Genomic DNA, 15,377 nt, shown 5'->3' on the forward strand with positions numbered 1-15,377 from the left:
GCTAACCCAGGATCCCGCGGTCGTAGGCGACTGCGACCGCGGCCGCCCTGTCCTTCACCTCGAGCTTCGCGAAGACGTGGGTCAGGTGGGTCTTCACGGTCGCCTCGCTGATGAACAGCTCCTGGGCGATGGCCCGGTTCGAGGTGCCCTTCGCGACGAGCGCCAGCACCTCACGCTCCCGGGCGCTGAGCGCCTGCGGGGCGGTGGGTGTCCGCATGTGGTTCATCAACCGCGACGCGACCACCGGCGACAAGACGGTCCGTCCCTCCGCCGCGGCCCGCACCCCGGCGAACAGGTCGTCCCTCAGAGCGTCCTTGAGCAGGTAGCCGGTCGCGCCGGCCTCGATCGCAGGCACGGTGTCGGCGTCCGTGTCGTAGGTCGTCAGCACCAGGACGCGACTGCGCGCACCTCGCGCGACGAGTTCGGTGATCGCCTGCACTCCCCCGCCTCCCGGCATCCGCAGGTCCATGAGCACCACGTCGGGGTCGAGTTCGAGCGTGAGGGTCACGGCCTCCGGACCGGAGGCAGCCTCTCCGACCACGTCGAATTCCGGGGATGCGGCGAACATTCCGCGCAGGCCGTCCCGCACGACGGGGTGGTCGTCGACGATCAGCACGGTGATCTCGTCCGCGTCGGTCACGACGTCCTCCCGGCCCTGATCAGCGGCACCCGCACCGAGACCGCGGTCCCCACACCCGGTTCGGACTCGACGTCCACGACGCCGGCGATCCGGTCGGCACGGGACTGCATGCCCCGCAACCCGAATCCGTCGCCCGGTGTCGCGCACGGATCGAAACCGCATCCGTCGTCCCGGATGTCCACACTCACTTCGTCGTCCATATAGGACACCGTGACACCGGCACGGTGTGCGGAGGAATGCTTGGCGACGTTCGCGAGGGCCTCCTGGGTGATGCGGAACAACGTCACGCCGATGTCGTCGTGCAACGGTTCGGTGGTGCCCGTGACCGTGAGATCGACCCGGATCCCGTGTTCGGCCGACCATCTCTCCACCTCGTGGGCCAGCGCGTCGTCGAGCGTGCGGTGTTCGAGTACCTCGGGAGCGAGATTGCGCACCGAACGACGGGCGTCGCCGAGGCTGCGTCGGGCGAGGTCCGTCGCCCTCTCGACGTGGCGCCGCGCCGCCTCCGGGTCGGTGGTGTCCTGCGCGGCCTGCAGCTGCGTGACGATCCCGGCCAGGCCTTGGGCGAGGGTGTCGTGGATCTCCGCGGCGAGTCGGCGACGCTCGTCGTCGATCCCCGCTTCCCGGGCGTGGACCAGCAGCTGCGCGTGCAGAGCCTCGTTCTCGGACAGCGCGTTCTCGAGTTGCACGTTGGTGCGTTCGAGTTCGGCGATCGCAGCCAGCCGTTCGAGACTGCGTTGCTCGTCGCGTTCGGCGAGCCTCATCATCAGCATGGAGATCGACGCGTTGAGCACGACGAGGAGCCCGAACGCGATCCACATGGTCGTGTCCTCCGGCGGCAGACCGCCCGCCTGCGAACCCGCCACCGTCACGGCGGTGACGAGCAGCCCGAACCGGATCCAACGGTCCGGCAGCATCGCGTGGGCATCGAAGTAACCGGAGGCCGCGTAGATCGCAAAGAACGGGTTGAGCCAGCTCAGGACGAACGCCAGGGCGGACCGGAGGAGGTAGTAGACCGCGTCGCCCTCCGGCATCGACCGACGGCGACGGCCCCGCCACAGTTCCAGACCCACCGCCACCGCGGTGAGCACCGCTGCCGTGTACCGCTCGGCGGGACTCATCAACAACGTCGCGGTGCCGACGGACAGGACGGTGCCGGTGGCGAGCATCCCCACCGGCGCCCATCTGTAGGTCCGAAGCCACGGATCGTCGGTGGTCGTCGGTGCCGTCATGGCTTCCAGGATGACGGTCGACGCGGTCACTGCCAACGGAACCACCGGATCGCCACGCCGGTCAGGACGACGGTCCAACCCACCACGACCGCGATGCCACCGAGGTTCGGCAGGCCGCCCGCGGCGGTCTCGTCGAGCAGTTGCGCTGCGGCACCGAAGGGTGTCAGCTCCACGATCCGTCGCAGCAGCTCGGGCATCGCCTGCACCGGAAGCCATACGCCTGCACTGAACATCAACGGGAAGAACACGATCGTGCCCAGCGTCTGGGCGATCCGCACGGACGGTGCCACCGCAGCCAGTGTCGCTCCCGCGCTCAGTGCCGCAGCGAGAGTGACGAGTACCGCGAGTGCGTATCCCCACGGCTGGGCGGGGAAGGCGACTCCGAAGGCCGCCCGACCGACGATCAGTGCGAGGACCACCGACGCCAGGACCGCGATCGCGTGCACCACGATCTGTGCGGTCAGCAGGTGCGACGGACTCGCCGGGGTCACGGCGAGCCTGCGGAGGATGCCCCGTTCTCGGTACGACGACAACACCGCGGGCATCGTCTGGACACCGGCCACGATCATCGCGAGGAGGATCGCCACGGGGACGTACAGATCGATCACCCGCAGACCACCGAGGTCCGGATCCGGTTCCCGGAAACCGGGAATCATGCCGAGGATCACGAGCAACAACGTGGGGAAGACGAGGATCCAGAAGAGCGCCCCGGGTTCCCGCGTGAACAGTCGTGCCTCGGTACGCAGAACGGCGGTCGATGCGGACATCGTCGGGGTGCTCGTCGTCGACGTCTCGACGAGCCTGGTGCGGACGGTCGGGTCGGTCATGACGTGCTCCTGGTGTCGGTGAGATCGAGGTAGGCGTCGTCGAGGGTCGCTTCGGCGATGCGGAGGCGTTCGGCCGTGACGCCGAGGCGTGCCAACAGGCCGAGTACCGCGTGGATCGACTCCTCACTGCCTTCGACGGCCACCCGTTCCCGGGCGGTGTGCACGGAGACGACGCCGGGCTGGGCTTCGAGGAGCGCGGGGTCGAGCGGACCGGACGGGTGGAACGAGACCACGATCGCTGCGGACGACTGCCCGATCAGCTGGGCCGGCGTCCCCAGCGCACGGATGCGCCCGGAATCGAAGACCGCGACACGGTCGCAGAGGCGTTGTGCCTCTTCCATGAAATGTGTGACGAGCAGGACGGTGACGCCGGAATCACGCACCTCCTCGATCAGTTCCCAGGTGTCACGGCGCCCACGCGGGTCGAGTCCGGTGGTGAGTTCGTCGAGGACGACGACGCGCGGTGAACCGATGAGTGCCAGTGCGATGAACAACCGCTGTTTCTGGCCCCCGGACAGTTTCGTGAACCGGGTGTCGAGCATGCGGCCGAGCCCGAGGCGTTCGGCGAGCACATCGCCGTCCGCGGGTCGGGCGTAGAAGGCCGCGTACAACCGGAGGGCCTCGCGCACGGTCAATTTCGGCTGCAGCTCACTCTGCTGCAACTGCGTGCCGAGCAGTTCGGTGACGGCCCGGTGGTCGCGGACCGGGTCGAGGCCGGCGACGCGGACGGTGCCCTCATCGGGTTTTCGCAGACCCGAGATGTGTTCGACGGAGGTCGTCTTCCCGGCCCCGTTCGGACCGAGGATCCCGAAGATCTCACCTTCGTGGATCTCGAAGCTCACGCCGTCCACGACGGCGCGACCTCCGTACGACTTGTGCAGATTGTTCACTTCGACGATCGGCATGCATCGAGCGTCGCGCGGAGCACAGGTCCCGCACATCGTCCGTCCGTCTCGATCGGATGTCCCCCGATCGGATGATGGCGAGGGTCATCCGGCTCGGGCATGATGTCGCCGTGCGTGTTCCCCGTCGAGATCAACCCGCGCGGCGCGAGGCCGCTCGGGTGTTCGACACGGGAGAACCCACATGGAATACAACGCAATGATCGAAATCGACGCCGACCTCGATCTCCTGACCGACGACGAGACCGTCGACCTCATCGAACCGATCGTCCCGCACCACGGGGCGGTGGGCCGCAGCGACAACGGTCGCGCCCAGCTCATCATCACCGTCGACGCCGTCGACGCGATCCACGCGCTGCGGTTCGTGCGCGACCTGATGCAGGACTCGTACTCGTCCTACCGCGTGAACGCGGTGGATGTATTGCCCACCAGCGCGTTCGACGCGATCTACGGTTTCGGCGACTACTTCGCCTGATACGGGAGCGCGGTGGGGGTCCGCGCTGCGCGGACCCTCACTTGCGGCGCCCGAACCTGCGCATGCCGAGCAGGTAGCGCGGGATCGACCGGAACGGGACCCGCACCGGCCAGTCGTCGGGACGGAAGTACGCCTCGGTGCCGCCGTCGACCACCACGACGCTGCCCGTCATGAAGTCCGCCGCCGGGGACAGCATGAATTCGACCCACTGCGCGATCTCGTCGGGCTTCCCGAAGCCCCCGAGCGGAACGGGGAAGCTCTCCACCACCTTCCCGAGGGGGCTCTCGAGTTGCGCGTCGAGCAGCGGGGTGGAGATCGCTCCGGGCGCGAGGATGTTGAGGCGGATGCCGGCACCCGCCCACTCGGGGGTGACCGCGGCGCGTCGCGCCCATCGGGTCACGGCGATCTTCGACGCCGCATAGGTGAACGGCGGGCCCGCCTGCGAGATGCGGGTGGTGCGCGCGACGCCCTTGTCCATGTCGCCGGCGAGGAAGGCCTTCACCGCCGAGTTCGGCACGCCGGGAGTCGTGGTCGTCGAATTGGATCCGAACACCACGACCTTGCTGTTCGCGGAGGCGGCCAGAGCTGCTCGCCATCCGACGAGCAGGTCGATCACGCCGCGCACGTTGACCTGCGCGATGATCTTCTCCTTGCCGGGGGTGGGGCCCAGGCCCGCGGCGAGCACGGCACCGTCGAGACGGCCGCCCGCCAGCTCGAGCGTGGCCCGGACGGCGTGGGAACGACCCTCCGGAGTGGATAGGTCCGCCGTGACCTCGGTGTCCTTCAGGTCGATGCCGATCACCGTGTGCCCGGCGGCCCGCAGCCGCTCCGCGCTCGCCCGGCCCATTCCCGAGGCGGCACCCGTCACCGCATAAGCCGCCATGTGCCCCTCCATCGTTGGATTCGGGGCACGTTACAGCGAGGCGACCGCCTCGTGCAGCAGGGAGACGTACCGAGCGAGACCTGCCGCGTCGAGGACATCCGGGGAGGTCGTCACCGACAGGGTCACGGTGTCGCCGATCCCGTGCACGCCGTGGGTGAGCGCCTGCACGGGCGACAGGCCCGGGAAGCCCGAGGTGAACCGCACCCGCCCGCCACCGAGTTCCAGGTCGGCCGGACCTCGGTAGACGCTCGACACGACGGTGTTGCCCGTGACGGTGGGTGGGACGACGGACAGGTCGAGTCGGTCGGTACCGAACCGCAGCAACGGTGCGGGGACGTGGTCGTCGGTGCGGACCCGGATCGCCATGGCGGGGTGCCGCGCACGGATCCGTTGCAACGCCAGGTCGGCGGCGATCGCCGCGGCACGTTCGTGCGGGTCGCGGAGCGCGCAGTGCAGGTCGACGCCGACGTTGCGGTAGCTGTTGCGGGCCGTGCCCGGCGCCACCGCGACCGGCACCTCGGCGGACAGTTCGTCGACGCCGAGGAACTGCGACAGGGCGGCGCCGATGGCCGTGAGCGCGCCGATGGTGACCGTGCCGACGCTGCGCAGGGCGGCGGAGTCGAACACGAGTGTGCGGACCGTCCGCCGCGGCCCGGGTGCGGTGTTCACAGCGACCAGCGGCCTCCCCGGGGTGGGTGGCGGCACCGAGGGGTCGGCGAGCTGTCGCGCCGCATCCACCGACCGCCGCCCGTCGGCGATCACCCGTGGAATCGAGAACGGCAGCCGCAGGACGGCACGCGTAAGCATCCCGGCGGGCGAGAGGGCGCGCGGCGGTGTCGTGGGTGTCGCGGTGCCCGCCAGCAGATCGCGGGCGAGCGCGGAGGAGCGCACCCCGTCTGCGAAGGCGTGCGACATCTGCAGGACGACCACGAGGGCGGGACCGTTCCCGCGCGGAGCACCCGTGACATGTGGGAAGACGTGCAGTCGCCACGGCGAGACGGTGACGTCGACGCGGGTCGCGACGAGCCCGGACAGCGCGACGAGCATCTGTTCGTAGCTGCCGGATTCGTGGACGACGAACCGGTCTTCTGCTGGGGTGTGCGCTGCCCAGTAGGGATAGTCGAGACCCGCGGGTACCTCGACCATCCGTACCTGCAGCTCCCCCATCACCGCCGCCCGCGACCGCAGTTCGTCGAGCACGTCGGCGACCGGAGTCGCGGGGGCGTCGAAACAGTAGAGGGCGAACAGGTCGCCCGGGATGCGGTCGCCGAGCCATTCCCGGCGCGCGTCCGACGGATGCATCTGCACGAGGTCACAGTCTGCCTGCCGCCGGAGGCACGTGCGGGGCGGGTATGAATGGACCATGAGCGACGACACGACCGATCCGTACCTATGGCTCGAGGACGTCACCGGCGAGGAACAACTCGACTGGGTGCGTGCCCGGAACGACCGAACGGTCGAGGAGTACACCCGCACCGAGAGCTTCACCGACCTCGAATCCCGCATCCGCGAGATTCTCGACACCGACGCCCGCATCCCCTATGCACGTCGGCGGGGCGAGTACCTCTACAACTACTGGCGGGACGCCGAGCACGTACGCGGCCTGTGGCGTCGCACGACGATAGAGCAGTACCTGCGCGACGAACCCGAATGGGACGTCCTCGTCGACCTCGACGCCGTCGCCGAGGAAGAGGGCGAGAACTGGGTGTGGTCGGGTGCCCAGGTGCTGCGGCCCGATCAGACCCGCGCGCTCATCAGCTTGTCGCGCGGTGGTGCCGACGCGAGTGTGATCCGCGAGTTCGATCTCGTCGAGCGACGATTCGTCTCGGGCCCGGACAGTTTCGAACTGCCCGAGGCGAAGACGGACATCGGGTGGATCGACTCCGACACCGTCTATGTGGGAAGCGATTTCGGCGACGGGTCGCTCACCGACTCGGGTTATCCGCGACTCGCGAAGCGTTGGCGGCGCGGCACTCCGATCGATGAGGCCGAGACGGTCTTCGAAGGTGAGCGCACCGATGTTGCTGTCTCCGCCTGGTACGACAACACGCCCGGATACGAGCGCAGCTTCGTCGACCGCGCGATCGACTTCTACCGGGCGCAGCGTTTCGAACTCACCGCGGACGGCGAGCTCGTCGAACTGGATGTTCCCGACGACGCGCGGGTGAGCGTGTACCGCGACCACCTGCTCGTGCGCACCCGCTCCGAATGGCTCGGCCATCCCGCCGGCACGCTGCTCGCCGCGAACTATCCGGCCTTCCTCGCCGGCTCGCGTGAGGTGACGGTGCTGTTCGCCCCGGACGAACACACCTCGCTCGAGCAGTACGCGTGGACGCAGAATCACCTGCTCGTCGTCACACTGCGCGACGTGCAGACCCGCGTGCGGGTGCTCACACCGGGTGAGGACGGTTGGTCGGACGAGGAACTGCCCGACGTCCCCGATGCCACGTCGACTTCGATCATCGACGTCGATCCGCTCAACAGCGACGACTTCTTCCTCAACTCCAGCGGTTTCACGATCCCTGCGACCCTGCTGTCGGGGACGGTCGGCGGCCCGGTGGAGGCGATCAAGCAGGCCCCGTCGTTCTTCGACGCCGAGGGCATCACCGTCGAGCAGTTCTTCGCGACGTCCGACGACGGCACGCAGGTGCCCTACTTCGTGGTCGGCAGCAACACCGGAACCCCGTCGCCCACACTGCTGTACGGGTACGGCGGGTTCGAGAACTCGATGGTGCCGGCCTACAGCGGCGGCGTCGGGCGGGCGTGGCTCGAGAAGGGCTACACCTACGTCATCGCGAACATCCGCGGTGGCGGCGAGTACGGACCCAGCTGGCACACGCAGGCCCTGAAGGAAAACCGGCACAAGGTCTTCGAGGACTTCGCCGCGGTCGCGAAGGATCTCGTCGCGCGCGGGATCACGACGGCCGAGCAGCTCGGCACCCAGGGCGGCAGCAACGGCGGTCTGCTCATGGGCGTGATGCTCACCCGCTATCCCGAACTGTTCGGGGCGATCGTGTGCCAGGTGCCGCTGCTCGACATGAAGCGCTACCACCTGCTGCTCGCCGGTGCGTCGTGGATGGCCGAGTACGGCGACCCCGACAACCCCGCGGAGTGGGAGTTCCTGTCGAAGTACTCGCCGTACCAGAACACCGACCCGGATGCCGACTACCCGCCGATCCTCGTCACCACGTCGACGCGCGACGACCGGGTGCATCCCGGCCATGCGCGGAAGATGGTGGCGCGGCTCGAAGAGCAGGGTCACGAGGTCCGGTACTACGAGAACATCGAGGGCGGCCACGGCGGCGCTGCCGACAACGCCCAGGCGGCGTTCAAGTCGGCGCTGACGTTCACCTTCCTGGCGGACAAGCTCGCGAACCGGTGAACTTCGGGGAGGCTGTGTGCGTTCTCGTCGAGAAAGACGCACACAACCTCCCTCATCTCGCCGGTCCGGTGGACTCGCGGACGACGAGCTGCGTCGGGAGCACGAGTTCGTCGGCCACCGCGACCCGCTCGTAGGCCTGCCGGGCGAGCATCTCGATGGCGCGCGCCCCGGCGTCCTCGGTGCGTTCGGCGAGCGTGGTGAGCGACGGCCGGCACAGGTCGGAGCCGAAGATGTTGTCGAATCCGACCACGCTCACGTGCTCCGGGACGGACACCCCGCGTTCCCGCATCCGGCGCAGCACCCCGATGGCGAGCATGTCGTTGTGGCACACCACCGCGGTGGCACCGGCCGCCACGGCGGCGTCGGCCGCGGCGGCACCGCCACCGAGCGTCGGCGAGTAGGGGCCGAAGCGACGCACCGCGATGCCGTGAGCCTGCGCCGCGGCCTGCAGACCGGCCCAGCGCCGCGCTCCCGACCACGACTCGGGCGGACCGCCGAGGAACAGCAACGAGCGGTGCCCGAGCGACGCGAGGTGGTCGACGATCTGCCGCGTGCCCGTCTCGTAATCGGCGACAACGCAGGAGATTCCGCGGATCGCCCGGTTCACCAGGGTCACGGCGTCGAATTCGGCGACGCGCCGCAGCTCGTCGTCCGGCATACGGGCGGCCGCCAGGACGAAACCGTCGACGGCCGGCCCCAGCCGCCGGATGATGTGCGCTTCGGTGGTCGCGCTCTCCTGGGTGTCGGCGAGGACGAGGGTCCGGCCGGAGGCGACGGCGGCGCGTTCGGCCCCCTTGATCACGCCCGAGAAGAAGGGGTTCGTGATGTCGGGGACCAGCAGCGCCAGGGTGTTGGTGCGTCCCGATTCGAGGGCGCGGGCCGCGGGGTTGGGTGCGTAGCCGAGCCGGTCGGCGACCTCGAGGATGTGGTCGCGAGTGGCGGCGTTGACGCGACCGGGCTTGGTGAACGTGCGCGAGACCGTCGACGCCGCGACCCCTGCCTCGCGGGCCACATCGGTGATGGTGGCGCGTTTCCGTGAACGCGGAGAGGCCGACATACGGACAGTATGGCAAAAAAAATGGCAAACGATTGTCGTGGGCTGCGCCACACCCATAACGTCCGTGTATCCGATACTGAAGACCCACCCCCCGAGGCATCCGATGACTGAAAACACCACGGTGCAGCGCACGCCCCGCAAGGCGGCCCTCGCCGCGTGGAGCGGCAGCGCACTGGAGTACTACGACCTGGCGATCTACGGTACCGCCGCTGCGCTCGTCTTCCCGAAGATCTTCTTCCCCGAGGGCAACCAGGCGGTCGCGACCGTCGCGTCGCTCGCGACCTTCGGCGTCGCCTACGTCGCACGCCCCTTCGGCTCCGTCCTGATGGGCCACATCGGTGACCGCTTCGGCCGCAAGCTGATTCTCGTCGGCACGCTGCTACTGATGGGTGTCTCGACCTTCCTCATCGGCTGCCTGCCGACCTACGGACAGGTCGGCATGATCGCGCCGATCCTGCTGGTCGTGCTGCGGCTGCTCCAGGGGCTGTCCGCCGCGGGTGAGCAGGCCGGCGCGAACTCGATGTCGTTCGAACACGCCCCCGACGACAGACGCGGTTTCTTCACCAGCTGGACACTGAGCGGCACGCAGGGCGGCCAGGTGCTCGCACCTCTGATGTTCCTGCCCGTGATCGCGCTGCTGTCCGAGGAGCAGTTGCAGTCGTGGGGCTGGCGCGTGCCCTTCTGGATCAGCGCCGTGATCGTGCTGGTCGGTTTCCTCATCCGGCGCAGCCTCGACGAGACCCCCGAGTTCCACGCCAAGAAGGCGCACGACGAGGCCCCCAAGGCACCGCTGGCCGTGCTCTTCCGCCACCACTGGACCGGCGTCCTGCGCGTCTTCTTCGCGGCCTTCATCGCCATGGTCAACACGGCCTTCCAGGTGTTCGCCCTCAACTTCGCCACAGCCGACGAGTACGGCATCGGCATCAGCGACACCACGATGCTGTGGCTGGCGATCGTCGCCAACATCATCGCCGTGGGCACCATCCCCATGTGGGCCCTGCTGTCCGACCGCATCGGTCGCAAGCCGGTCTTCGTCTCCGGCCTGATCGGCAGCGCCGTGATGGTGACGGCCTTCCTGTGGTCGATCTCGCGGGGCGACGTGCCGCTCGTGCTCATCACCGGAATCCTGCTCGCCGGCGTGGTCTACAGCATGCCGAACGCGGTGTGGCCCGCCACCTACGCCGAGTACTTTCCCACCAGCGTCCGCCTGTCGGGCATGGCGATCGGCACCCAGTTCGGCTTCGCGCTCGCCGGTTTCACCCCGGCCATTGCCGGCTCGCTCATGGACGGCAACGCCGACAACTGGTACCGCGTGGCCCTGTTCTGCGTCGGCGCCGTCGCCATCTCGCTGATCGCGGTGGCCACCGGACCGTCCGGAACCCACAAGATCCCCACCCGTGAGATCGGCCTGCTCCCCCACGATCGGAACACCGCGCCGGTCCCCGCCGGAGCGGCATCGTGAGTGCTCGTCCGACGATCGCCGTTCTCAACGGGCCCAATCTCAACCTGCTCGGCACGCGCGAACCTCATCTCTACGGCACCGCGACGCTGGCGGACATCGAGAAGTCGTGCCGCCGCACCGCCGACGACCTGGGCTTCGACATCGACTTCCGGCAGAGCAACCACGAGGGCGCACTCATCGACGCCGTCCACGAACTCCGCGAATCGGCAGCCGGTTTCGTCGTCAACGCCGCGGCCTACACGCACACCTCGGTCGCACTGCACGACGCGCTCGTGACCGTCGCGGCACCGATCGTGGAAGTGCATTTGACCAACGTCCACGCCCGCGAGGAGTTCCGGCACCGTTCGTTCGTCGCTCCCGTCGCGAAGGCCGTGATCGCCGGATGCGGCCCCGACGGATACGAGTTCGCCGTCCGTCACCTGGCCGCACTCGCACTCGATACCGAGAAGAAGGAAAGCTCCCGATGACCACCGCAGCGCCCGCACGTACGTCCTTCCTGCTGGGCCTGTTCGGCGCCGGGATCGGCGGTTCGCTCACCCCGGCCATGCAGGAACGGGAGGGCTTCGCCTCGGGACTGAACCTGACCTACCGCCTCGTCGACGCCGAGCGCCTCGGCTACGGCGCCGAGAACCTGGCCGAGATGCTCGACTGGGCACAGCGTTTCGGCTTCGACGGGCTCAACATCACGCACCCCTTCAAGCAGGTCGTCATCCCCCTGCTCGACGAGTTGTCCGACGACGCCCACGATCTCGGCGCGGTCAACACGGTGGTGTTCCGGGACGGTCGCGCACTCGGCCGCAATACCGACTGGTCCGGCTGGGGGCGCGCGTTCCGCCGCCGGCTGCCCGAGGCCGTCTCCGACCGCGCCGTGCTGGTCGGGGCCGGCGGTGCCGGTTCGGCCGTCGGGTACGCGCTGCTCGAACAGGGCTCCGCGCACGTGTCCATCGTCGACGTCGACGTCGAGAAGGCGCAGGCCTGCGCGACCCGCCTGGCCAAACGCTTCGGCGACGACCGGGTCCGCGCGACCACCGATCTCGCCGGCGCTCTGGCCTCGGCGCAGGGTCTGGTCAACGCGACCCCCACAGGCATGACCGGCCACCCCGGCCTGCCCGTCCCCGCCGAGCTCGTCCGCGAGGACCTGTGGGTCTCCGACGTCGTGTACTTCCCGCTCGAGACCGAACTGATCCACCTCGCCCGCTCCCGCGGATGCCGCGTGGTGCCCGGTGGCGGCATGGCCGTCTTCCAGGCCGTGGGTGCCTTCGAGTACTTCACGGGCGTCGAACCCGACGCCGAACGAATGGTCCGACACTTCGAGGAGCTGACCAGCTGATGCGCCGCGGAATCGCCACCGTCTCGCTCTCCGGTGTTCTCGCCGACAAACTCGACGCGATCGCCGCTGCAGGATTCGACGGGATCGAAATCTTCGACAACGACCTCATCGCGTCGCCGCTGTCACCCGCCGAGGTAGCGCGGCGCTGCGCCGATCTCGGTCTGTCGATCGACCTGTTCCAGCCGATCCGCGACATCGAGGGCGTCGACCCGCGGCGATTCCCCGACGTCCTGCACCGCGTCCGCCGCAAGCTCGAGGTGATGAACGAGCTCGGCGCAACGACCTTCCTGGCGTGCTCGAACGCGCTGCCGACCGCGATCGACGATCCGGAACTGTCCGCCGAACAGCTGCGCGCCGTCGGCGATCTCGCCGCCTCGCACGGGGTCACCTTCGCCTACGAGGCCCTCGCCTGGGGACGTCACGTCAACCGGGTCGGGCAGGCGTGGAATCTCGTCGAACGCGCCGACCACCCGGCCGTGACGCTGGCCGTGGACACCTTCCACATGCTCGCACGCGGCGACGACGGACGCGCCCTGGCCGGCATCCCCGGCGAACGCATCGGCTTCCTGCAGGTTGCCGACGCCCCGGTGCTCGACATGAACGTCCTCGAATGGAGCCGCCACTTCCGGTGCTTCCCGGGGCAGGGCATGCTCGACGTCTCCGGGGTGGTCGCGGCCGTGCTCGACGCCGGTTACGACGGTCCGCTCTCGCTCGAGGTCTTCAGCGACGTGGTGCGCGAAGCGGATCCGCATGTGACCGCGCGCGACGCGATGCGGTCGCTGCTGTTCCTCGAGGACCGGCTCGGTGCGCGGGTCACCGGGCCCGCACGCGAGAAGGTGACGGTCGCACCGCCGCTTCCGGCGCACACCGACGCGGCGTTCGTCGAACTCGCCGACCCCGACCGCACCGACTACCCGGCGCTGCTCACCGGACTCGGATTCCATGTCGCCGGCCGGCACCGCAGCAAGCCCGTCGTGTGGTGGCGCAACGGCGGCGCGAACGTCGTCCTGAACGAGGAGCCCGCGCCGGGTCCCGCCGCGACCGCGCTGGGTCTCGTCGCCCCCGACGTCGCCGCGGTGGCCGAACGCGCCGCGAACCTGCTGTGGCCCGCGGTCGACCGCACCCGAGGGGAGGGTGAAGCAGGCCTGCCGGGCATCACCTCGCCCTCCGGTCTGCACGTCTTCGTCAGTGCCGAGCCGGGGCAGACCGACGACTGGCACAACGACTTCGTGTCCGACGACGCGGCAGCCACTCCCCCGGCCGACGAGGGATGGCTCGGTCTCGACCATGTCGACGTGACGGTCGCGGCGGACGACCTGAACCAGGAGCTGTCGTTCTTCCGCACCCTGTTCGGACTGCGGCCGGAAGACCCCGAGGAGTACATCCAGCCGCAGGGCCGCCTGCGCATCCGCGCACTGCGCGCGGAGAAGGGTGACCTGCGGGTCGCGCTGAACGTCTCCGAGACCGGTGCTGCGCCCCAGCTGCACGGTGTGACCCAGCTGGCCTTCGCCACGGCCGACGTCGTCGACTCGGTACGCCACGCACGTGCGCGCGGCGTGGAGTTCCTCCGGCCGCCCGCGAACTACTACGCGGATCTCGACGCGCGGTTCGTGCTCGACCCCGACCTGCTCGCCGTCCTGCAGGACAACGGCCTGCTCTACGACCGCAACGACGACGGCGGCGAATTCCTGCACGCCTACACGCTCCCGGTGCAGGGCAATTTCCAGGTCGAACTCCTCGAACGGCGCGGCGGATACACCGGATACGGCTCCCCCAACGCCCACGTCCGGCTCGCCGCGGCCGCCCGCGCGGGCTCAGCGGTCACGTAACCACGCCACGATCGTCGCGACGGTGTCGTCGTTGTCGCGGATCCAGCCGTTGTGGCCCAGTGCCCGCGGATTGTGCCATCGGGTGATCTCGGTGGAGGGCAGCTTCTCGAGCAGGTGCTGCGCCGACGCGACCGGGGTGAGGTCGTCGTCTTCGATCGTGATCGACAGGACGGGGAGCGTGAGACGCCCGACCCGTTCCTCGTAGTCGATGTCCGCACCGGCCGGTTCGAACCGGCCGGTGCGGGCCAGTCGCGCCCAGTCGGAGATCAGCACGCGCGACTGCCGGCCGAACCCGGCGACGTCGATCCGGTCGCCGGGCCAGAATCCGGCGACCGCGGCGGTCAGCGACATCGCCGTCGATCCGAGCCACAGTCCCGGGCCGCGGACGCCCCCGTGATGCCGGTAGTAGGGCGTGCCCGACGCGACGAGGATCAGTCCGCCGAGCCGGCCGCGGATGCGCGCGGCGTAGAGCACCCCGAGTTGGCCGCCCATGGAGTGGCCGAGAAGGTACGGCGTCGAGTCGGGGAAGCGCTCCCGCACCACCTCGAAGACAGCGGGGAAGTGCGTCGCGACGATCTCGTGGTAGCCGTAGGTGCTGTCGGGTCCGGGCCTCGGACGGCTGTCGCCCTGGCCGGCCAGTTCACAGATCGCCGCGTCGAATCCGTGCTCGGTGATCGCCTGCCCGAACGGCTCGTAGTAACCGGCAGGGATGCCGAGCCCCGGCACGATCACCACGACGGCGCGGGAGGCGTCGCGACGTGTCTCGTGCTCGTGGTCGGGTCCCGCGAAGAGGCGCACCGGGGCCGTGGTGCCCCCGGGAAGCTGGATCGGTACGGTCTCCACCGGCCCAGACTAGGCCGATCCGGACGCGGCGGGTGCCGGTTTCCCCAGTGTCCCTGCCACCCCGAGTCCGGAATTCAGGGTCGGGATGGGGGTCGTGCCCGGATGTGCTCGGGCCGGGTCGCGGCGGACGATCGAAATGTCCGGTCCAGCACCCTTTCGGAGGAACCCATGCGTACTCTTGCCACCCGCTCCCGCCTCGCGACCGCCGCCGTCCTGTCGCTCGGCACCGCCGCAGTACTGCTCGGAACAGGAACTGCCACAGCACAACCCGCGCCCGGCGTGGTCGGCTTGAGCGAGCAGGCCGCGGTCGCCGTGCTCGCCGCGGAGGGTGTGCCGTACTCGATCGTCAACCGGTCCGGTTCCGCCGGCGGCGACTGCACCGTGACCGCTCAGCGCGACCGGGGATACCGGACCGAGGTCGAGTACGAATACGACAGTGACGACAACGAGTTCGATCGTGTCGAACGTCAGGTGTGGCGCGGGGTCGGCCTGACGGTCGTGTGCCGCTGACGCCT

General features: G+C 69.3%; 15 protein-coding genes. 7 read left to right on the forward strand and 8 right to left on the reverse strand.

Translation table 11 applies throughout. The annotated features are described in order from the left end of the window. Nucleotide 1 precedes the first annotated feature (1 nt). The 4 genes from KXC42_RS18700 to KXC42_RS18715 are packed head-to-tail and all read right to left on the reverse strand — an operon-like array spanning nucleotide 2 to nucleotide 3,604. Nucleotides 2–640, reverse strand: a complete 639-nt coding sequence (locus tag KXC42_RS18700) for a response regulator transcription factor (RefSeq protein ID WP_006553604.1) — start codon at nucleotides 638–640, stop codon at nucleotides 2–4. Further along, nucleotides 637–1,872: a sensor histidine kinase gene (locus KXC42_RS18705; RefSeq protein ID WP_255025600.1), complete on the reverse strand. Its 1,236-nt coding sequence runs from the start codon at nucleotides 1,870–1,872 to the stop codon at nucleotides 637–639. Before KXC42_RS18705 ends, KXC42_RS18700 begins: the two co-directional genes overlap by 4 nt. A gap of 26 nt (nucleotides 1,873–1,898) precedes the next feature. Next, nucleotides 1,899–2,699, reverse strand: a complete 801-nt coding sequence (locus KXC42_RS18710; protein WP_219129367.1) for an ABC transporter permease — start codon at nucleotides 2,697–2,699, stop codon at nucleotides 1,899–1,901. Continuing rightward, nucleotides 2,696–3,604 carry an ABC transporter ATP-binding protein gene (locus tag KXC42_RS18715; RefSeq protein ID WP_254707508.1) on the reverse strand — a complete coding sequence of 303 codons (909 nt, stop codon included), beginning with the start codon at nucleotides 3,602–3,604 and terminating at the stop codon, nucleotides 2,696–2,698. The genes KXC42_RS18710 and KXC42_RS18715 overlap by 4 nt, the downstream gene beginning before the upstream one ends. 181 nt (nucleotides 3,605–3,785) lie before the next feature. On the opposite strand from KXC42_RS18715, the gene KXC42_RS18720 reads away from it, so the two are divergent. Beyond that, complete coding sequence (locus tag KXC42_RS18720; protein ID WP_019291132.1) at nucleotides 3,786–4,076, forward strand: hypothetical protein; 291 nt, start codon at nucleotides 3,786–3,788, stop codon at nucleotides 4,074–4,076. Nucleotides 4,077–4,113: 37 nt separating this feature from the next. On the opposite strand, the gene KXC42_RS18725 is transcribed toward KXC42_RS18720, so the two are convergent. Continuing rightward, nucleotides 4,114–4,959 carry an SDR family oxidoreductase gene (locus KXC42_RS18725; protein WP_121208859.1) on the reverse strand — a complete coding sequence of 282 codons (846 nt, stop codon included), beginning with the start codon at nucleotides 4,957–4,959 and terminating at the stop codon, nucleotides 4,114–4,116. A 30-nt stretch (nucleotides 4,960–4,989) separates the two neighbouring features. Beyond that, the gene (locus KXC42_RS18730; protein WP_219129369.1) at nucleotides 4,990–6,324 is read right to left on the reverse strand and encodes a wax ester/triacylglycerol synthase domain-containing protein; all 1,335 of its coding nucleotides are present in this window, start codon (nucleotides 6,322–6,324) and stop codon (nucleotides 4,990–4,992) included. Here KXC42_RS18730 and KXC42_RS18735 point away from each other — a divergent pair. Further along, nucleotides 6,323–8,341 carry a prolyl oligopeptidase family protein gene (locus KXC42_RS18735; protein WP_219129370.1) on the forward strand — a complete coding sequence of 673 codons (2,019 nt, stop codon included), beginning with the start codon at nucleotides 6,323–6,325 and terminating at the stop codon, nucleotides 8,339–8,341. The two genes, KXC42_RS18730 and KXC42_RS18735, sit on opposite strands and share 2 nt — an antisense overlap. 52 nt (nucleotides 8,342–8,393) lie before the next feature. On the opposite strand, the gene KXC42_RS18740 is transcribed toward KXC42_RS18735, so the two are convergent. Beyond that, nucleotides 8,394–9,398 (reverse strand): LacI family DNA-binding transcriptional regulator, encoded by a 1,005-nt coding sequence (locus KXC42_RS18740; RefSeq protein ID WP_019291129.1) that lies wholly within the window; start codon nucleotides 9,396–9,398, stop codon nucleotides 8,394–8,396. Between the two features lie 103 nt (nucleotides 9,399–9,501). Here KXC42_RS18740 and KXC42_RS18745 point away from each other — a divergent pair, with 103 nt between their 5' ends. From KXC42_RS18745 to KXC42_RS18760, 4 genes are read left to right on the forward strand one after another with little or no spacing between them, the layout of a single operon-like run. After that, complete coding sequence (locus tag KXC42_RS18745; protein ID WP_219129371.1) at nucleotides 9,502–10,860, forward strand: MFS transporter; 1,359 nt, start codon at nucleotides 9,502–9,504, stop codon at nucleotides 10,858–10,860. Then, nucleotides 10,857–11,327 (forward strand): type II 3-dehydroquinate dehydratase, encoded by a 471-nt coding sequence (aroQ, locus tag KXC42_RS18750; protein ID WP_024101795.1) that lies wholly within the window; start codon nucleotides 10,857–10,859, stop codon nucleotides 11,325–11,327. The genes KXC42_RS18745 and aroQ overlap by 4 nt, the downstream gene beginning before the upstream one ends. Further along, nucleotides 11,324–12,190 (forward strand): shikimate dehydrogenase, encoded by an 867-nt coding sequence (locus KXC42_RS18755; RefSeq protein ID WP_019291127.1) that lies wholly within the window; start codon nucleotides 11,324–11,326, stop codon nucleotides 12,188–12,190. The genes aroQ and KXC42_RS18755 overlap by 4 nt, the downstream gene beginning before the upstream one ends. After that, a complete protein-coding gene (locus KXC42_RS18760) occupies nucleotides 12,190–14,019 on the forward strand; it encodes a sugar phosphate isomerase/epimerase and 4-hydroxyphenylpyruvate domain-containing protein (protein WP_219129372.1) in 1,830 nt (609 codons plus the stop codon). The genes KXC42_RS18755 and KXC42_RS18760 overlap by 1 nt, the downstream gene beginning before the upstream one ends. Here KXC42_RS18760 and KXC42_RS18765 read toward each other — a convergent pair. Continuing rightward, a complete protein-coding gene (locus KXC42_RS18765; protein WP_071935572.1) occupies nucleotides 14,005–14,862 on the reverse strand; it encodes an alpha/beta fold hydrolase in 858 nt (285 codons plus the stop codon). The genes KXC42_RS18760 and KXC42_RS18765 overlap by 15 nt on opposite strands. A 168-nt stretch (nucleotides 14,863–15,030) precedes the next feature. On the opposite strand from KXC42_RS18765, the gene KXC42_RS18770 reads away from it, so the two are divergent. Beyond that, nucleotides 15,031–15,372 carry a hypothetical protein gene (locus tag KXC42_RS18770; protein ID WP_024101798.1) on the forward strand — a complete coding sequence of 114 codons (342 nt, stop codon included), beginning with the start codon at nucleotides 15,031–15,033 and terminating at the stop codon, nucleotides 15,370–15,372. Nucleotides 15,373–15,377 lie beyond the last annotated feature (5 nt).

The organism is Rhodococcus sp. LW-XY12, assembly GCF_019317345.1.
In the GTDB taxonomy this organism is placed as follows: Bacteria; Actinomycetota; Actinomycetes; order Mycobacteriales; family Mycobacteriaceae; genus Rhodococcus; species Rhodococcus pyridinivorans.